The sequence below is a fragment of the Enterobacter cloacae complex sp. 277I4 genome (assembly GCF_050031465.1).
GTDB lineage: Bacteria > Pseudomonadota > Gammaproteobacteria > Enterobacterales > Enterobacteriaceae > Enterobacter > Enterobacter cloacae.
The window spans coordinates 1-4,783 of sequence record NZ_JBLGWC010000005.1 but is presented as its reverse complement, the minus strand read 5'-3'; the positions used below and the strand labels follow the sequence as shown (position 1 = coordinate 4,783).

Below are 4,783 nucleotides of genomic sequence, written 5' to 3'. Positions count from 1 at the left end.
CTGTCGTTTGCGGAGGCCGATCTGCCTCCCGGCCAGCGGGAAAAACTGATGGCCAGCTTCGAGCGGGTTCTGATGCCCGGACTCGATAAAGATCAGTACAGCATTCTGTGGGTGGAGCACGCGGACAAGGGGCGTCTGGAGCTGAACTTTCTGATCCCCAATACTGAACTGCTGACCGGCAGGCGGCTCCAGCCGTACTACGACCGCGCCGACCGGCCGCGCATCGATGCCTGGCAGACCATCGTGAACGGCAGACTGGGGCTGCATGACCCGAACGCGCCGGAAAACCGCCGGGCGCTGGTCACGCCGTCCGGACTGCCGAAAACGAAGCAGGAGGCCACTGAAGCCATCACGCGCGGACTGCTGACCCTTGCTTCGTCCGGGGAGCTGAAAAACCGTCAGGACGTCACTGAGGCGCTGGAACGGTCAGGTTTTGAGGTGGTGCGCACCACGAAAAGCAGTATCAGCATTGCCGACCCGGACGGGGGGCGAAACATCCGACTGAAGGGAGCCATCTATGAGCAGTCTTTTAACGCTGGCGAAGGACTTAGAGCAGCAATCGAAAGCGCAGCAGCAGAGTACCGGCGAGATGCTGAAAGCCGCATTCAGCGAGCACGAGCAGTCTGTCAGAGCGGAACTGAGCGCAAGCGCGAGGAGAATCAGCGACGCCATCCTCGCACACGAGCAGAGTATGAGCGAGGCGATGGAGAAAAACCGGCGGAGCGTACTGCGGACTGCCGGGCGGACATGGTTCACCATCCTGATGGTGTCAGCGCTGCTGATCGGCACGAGCGGGAGCATACTGTGGTGGCAGGGGCAGCAGATAACCGACAATTACACGCATCTTCGTCAGCAGGAAGATACCCTGGCGAAAATGACTGCCCGGACGTGGGGAGTGCGCTATCAGGAGAGCAGCGACGGCCGGAGGTTTCTTATCCTGCCGCCCGGGATGCAAACCGAAGCCATCCCCTACGACGGGACGACATGGATCCGCCTGAAACAGGAGTAGCGGAAAATGACAGAGCTGGAAAAGCAGTTGCTGAGCGCATTAGAGCAGCTACAGCAGGACTACTCGCAAAGGCTGGACGAATGGGAGAGCGCCTTCGCGGAATGGCGGAGCATGTGTGGGCTTATGCAACGGGAGAACGCGGTGCTGAACGAGCGCGTGTCGGACTTGAGCACGCAGGTGCTGAGTTTAAGCGAGCAGCTGCGCCGCTTGTCCGGGAACTGAATGCCACCGAGTTCCGGCAGAGGGAGAGTGAGTATCAGAAAACACTGGAGCTGGAGCGCCAGCCGCAGAAAACCTACCGCGGGCCGACACTTTAAACCATCCAGGCAGCTGACAACCCGCACGAAGAGGGGCTCTTATTTCTCCCGCTAAATAGGTTCGTGATCAAAAAGGTCACGACTTATTCAGGAGCGGGAAATGAAGCTGTTAAATCTTATTGAATCATTGCTTAACTGCCTGTATCTGGCGGCGGAGCTGTGGGACTGGCTGGAGAAGCATTTGTCGGTTTTTAAGGCATTGGCGCGGATTTTAGTGTGACTTTAACATCCATGCATCTGGCTGCATGACTATGCACCAGTGTAATATTCAGCGGCTGCGTTTCTGGTGTTTTTTCGTTATGTCTGTCGCCACTTTCTCGCGTCTGGCACCGGAAACGCAGCCAACCCCGTTTCAGCGGTGCGCCCAACGGATGTTATGGTAAATCAGTATCAGCTGCAGATATAAAAAAGCCGCCAGGCTGGCGGCTTGCTGTTATTTTCGTGGCTTTCCTGCATCTGAGCGTTTTCCTCTGACCCTTCCGTCATTGTTACGGTCACGAGGTTGAGTTCCGCCGCCTGGTTTAGGAACGACAACGTGTGGGTTGAGTGGTCGACGATCTGCCATTTTCTATACCTCACTGAGCATAAACAAACAATTGCCAACGAATGTTCCCTTGCGCGGGGGTATGTTGGTGGTGGTTTTGTGGTGGGATTGTTTTCCCGCCTGCGATAGTTACTTCTTTACCGCAACCGGTACATTTATAAATCCCTTCATATTCACATGTTTCTCCCGGCTTATATTCAGTGTCAAAAACCGAGTTAAACTTCGTATCTGCTTCAAAAATCTTGCTTTTGTTTCCTGAGCGAACAAGAGCCATGCAACCTCCAAATTATCATTTATTTTGCACACCTGCACTGTGCATGAGTGCATTCTACAGCATAGCCATTGATTGCACAAGTGCACTGTGCTGTTGTGCATTTGAGATGTTTGCTGTACTATATCGGAGGTAAGAAGGTGATCGAAAAAATTGCCAAGTTGCGGCAAAAATTGAGGTAAAAGAAAAATGCAGCAAGATCATGAACATGATGATTGCCGCATTCAGTTTCGAGACGATTGGCTATACCAGTTTTACAAATATGGTAAAGCCAATCGAAAGATTCCAACTGCGATTAGTGCTTCATTAGGTCGCAAGCTGGATATGCTGAATGCTGCTGATAAAGTTGGAGATTTGCGGTCTCCCCCGGGAAACCGATTTGAGAATCTCAACCCTCCATTGACAGGGTATTCATCCATACGGGTGAATGAGAAGTACCGCTTGATATTTAAGTGGGGTGAAAACGGAGTCGAGGATTTGTATCTCGATCCACATGATTACCGATAGATAACAGGTCGTGGCTGTTATCTTATAAAACAAGTAGGTGAGGCGTTCCCTCACCTACATTAAAATGTCATTACAAATAATGATTAATAAAAAAAATGACGTGACTATATTTAAGATAATTACTCATCGCTACAGCTGGTAATAGACGAAATACTTATCTTCCTCATCTAACAGAGAGAAGTAAAAAATTTAGGAGTAAAGCATGTCCCAAGCAACTAGAAAACCATCAACTGTAGGGGATATTATTCTTTATGAATATCTCGAACCAAGTGGTTTAAAAATCAATGACTTGGCTGAAATGTTGAATGTGCATAGAAACTCTGCCAGTGCTTTAGTTAACAATAATAGAAAGCTGTCTACCGATATGGCTTTTAGGTTGGCTAAAGCCTTCGATACCACTGCAAAGTTCTGGCTAAATATACAGCAGTCTGTTGATTTATGGGAGGTTACTAGTAGCCCTCGATTGCAAGAAGAAATAGACAGAGTGATTCCCGCTCATGAAATCATAGAAAGGAAACACATTGTTGATAGTTCTGAGAAGAAACATGCTATTGCATGATTTTTTTTAAAAAAATATAAGTTATCCCTCAAAAAGAAGGCTTCTAGTTATAGAAGCCTTCTTTTTGAGGGATAAAAACGCTCATGTTAACTTTCTTCTTACGATCTTCTTGAGATCCGTGCTCTGTACGCGTAATCTCTTGCTCTGTAAACGAAAAAACCGCCTGGGGAGGCGGTTTTTCGAAGGTTAAGTCAGTTGGGGAACTGCTTAACCTGGTAACTGGCTTCAGCAGAGCGCAGATACCAAATACTGTCCTTCCAGTGTAGCCGTAGTTAGGCCACCACTTCAAGAACTCTGTAGCACCGCCTACATACCTCGCTCTGCTAATCCTGTTACCAGTGGCTGCTGCCAGTGGCGTTTTGTCGTGTCTTTCCGGGTTGGACTCAAGTCGATAGTTACCGGAACAGGCGCAGCGGTCGGACTGAACGGGGGGTTCGTGCATACAGTCCAGCTTGGAGCGAACTGCCTACCCGGAACCGAGTGTCAGGCGTGGAATGAGACAAACGCGGCCATAACAGCGGAATGACACCGGTAAACCGAAAGGCAGGAACAGGAGAGCGCACGAGGGAGCCATCAGGGGGAAACGCCTGGTATCTTTATAGTCCTGTCGGGTTTCGCCACCACTGATTTGAGCGTCAGATTCTGTGATGCTCGTCAGGGGGGCGGAGCCTATGGAAAACCGGCTCTGCCGTGGCCTTATCGCTTCCCTGTTAAGTTTCTTCCTGGCATCTTCCAGGAAATTTCCGCCCCGTTCGTAAGCCCGCACCGCTCGCCGCAGCCGAACGACCGAGCGCAGCGAGTCAGTGAGCGAGGAAGCGGAATATATCCTGTATCGCATATTCTGCTGACGCGCCGTTGCCGCCTTTTTTCTCCTGCCACATGAAGCACTTCACTGATTTCCGTATCCGTGCCAACATATTAAGCCAGTATACACTCCGCTAGCGCTACGTGACTGGTTCAGGGCTGCGCCCCGAAACCCGCCAAAAGCCACTGACGCGCCTGCGGCTTGTCCAACCCCGCGCCGACCGGGAAAGGCTTTCCCGCCCGTCCCGGCGTTATCAGGAGGCCGGTTTGTCAGAGAAACGGAACAAGATGCTCACCATGTGGGTGACGGAGGGCGAGCACCGGCGGCTGCTTGAGCGCTGCGACGGCAGGCCGCTGGCGGCGTGGATGCGGCAGACCTGCCTGGACGAAAAGCCTGCGCGCACCGGAAAGCTCCCCTCACTCTCGCCGGCGCTGCTGCGCCAGCTTGCCGGTATGGGCAATAACCTGAACCAGATAGCCCGCCGTGTTAACGCCGGCGGCGGCACCGGCCATGACAGGGTACAGATTGTGGCGGCGCTGATGGCCATCGATGCCGGGCTTGAGCGGCTGCGGCACGCCGTTCTTGAGAAAGGAACGGACGATGATCGTTAAATTTCATCCACGCGGTCGCGGCGGTGGCGCCGGGCCGGTGGACTATCTGCTGGGTAAAGACCGGCAGCGTGAAGGCGCCAGCGTCCTGCAGGGGAAGCCGGAAGAAGTCCGGGAGCTGATTGACGCGTCGCCTTACGTGAAGAAATACACCTCCGGCGTC

At 52.5% G+C, this 4,783-nt stretch carries 5 protein-coding genes and 2 pseudogenes; 5 read left to right on the top strand and 2 right to left on the bottom strand.

All coding sequences use genetic code 11. The annotated features are described in order from the left end of the window. Positions 1–1,326 (top strand): plasmid mobilization relaxase MbeA (gene mbeA, locus ACQG19_RS27375; RefSeq protein ID WP_426726017.1); only part of this gene is annotated, 1,326 nt, incomplete at its 5' end. Positions 1,327–1,901: 575 nt separating this feature from the next. On the opposite strand, the gene ACQG19_RS27370 is transcribed toward mbeA, so the two are convergent. Continuing rightward, entirely contained in the window at positions 1,902–2,144 is a 243-nt protein-coding gene (locus ACQG19_RS27370; protein ID WP_023316026.1) for a hypothetical protein, read from the bottom strand. A 186-nt stretch (positions 2,145–2,330) separates the two neighbouring features. On the opposite strand from ACQG19_RS27370, the gene ACQG19_RS27365 reads away from it, so the two are divergent. Both ACQG19_RS27365 and ACQG19_RS27360 read left to right on the top strand, forming a co-directional pair. Beyond that, positions 2,331–2,648: a type II toxin-antitoxin system RelE/ParE family toxin gene (locus ACQG19_RS27365; protein ID WP_023316025.1), complete on the top strand. Its 318-nt coding sequence runs from the start codon at positions 2,331–2,333 to the stop codon at positions 2,646–2,648. A 202-nt stretch (positions 2,649–2,850) separates the two neighbouring features. Next, on the top strand, positions 2,851–3,207 hold the full coding sequence (locus ACQG19_RS27360) for a HigA family addiction module antitoxin (protein ID WP_023316024.1): 357 nt from the start codon (positions 2,851–2,853) through the stop codon (positions 3,205–3,207). 316 nt (positions 3,208–3,523) lie between these two features. Here ACQG19_RS27360 and ACQG19_RS27355 read toward each other — a convergent pair. Beyond that, positions 3,524–3,649 (bottom strand): annotated as a pseudogene (locus ACQG19_RS27355) (replication initiation protein); the annotation flags it as partial. A gap of 629 nt (positions 3,650–4,278) precedes the next feature. Here ACQG19_RS27355 and ACQG19_RS27350 point away from each other — a divergent pair. Beyond that, complete coding sequence (locus ACQG19_RS27350; protein ID WP_039025506.1) at positions 4,279–4,623, top strand: MobC family plasmid mobilization relaxosome protein; 345 nt, start codon at positions 4,279–4,281, stop codon at positions 4,621–4,623. Further along, a pseudogene (locus ACQG19_RS27345) lies at positions 4,613–4,783 on the top strand (plasmid mobilization relaxase MbeA); the annotation flags it as partial. The gene ACQG19_RS27350 and the pseudogene ACQG19_RS27345, both read left to right, overlap by 11 nt.

What these genes read in the sequence shown, in the direction of transcription:
- ACQG19_RS27370 (WP_023316026.1), bottom strand. Translation starts at nt 2,144, where the DNA reads ATGGCTCTTGTTCGCTCAGGAAACAAAAGCAAGATTTTTGAAGCAGAT.
- ACQG19_RS27365 (WP_023316025.1), top strand. Translation starts at nt 2,331, where the DNA reads ATGCAGCAAGATCATGAACATGATGATTGCCGCATTCAGTTTCGAGAC.
- ACQG19_RS27360 (WP_023316024.1), top strand. Translation starts at nt 2,851, where the DNA reads ATGTCCCAAGCAACTAGAAAACCATCAACTGTAGGGGATATTATTCTT.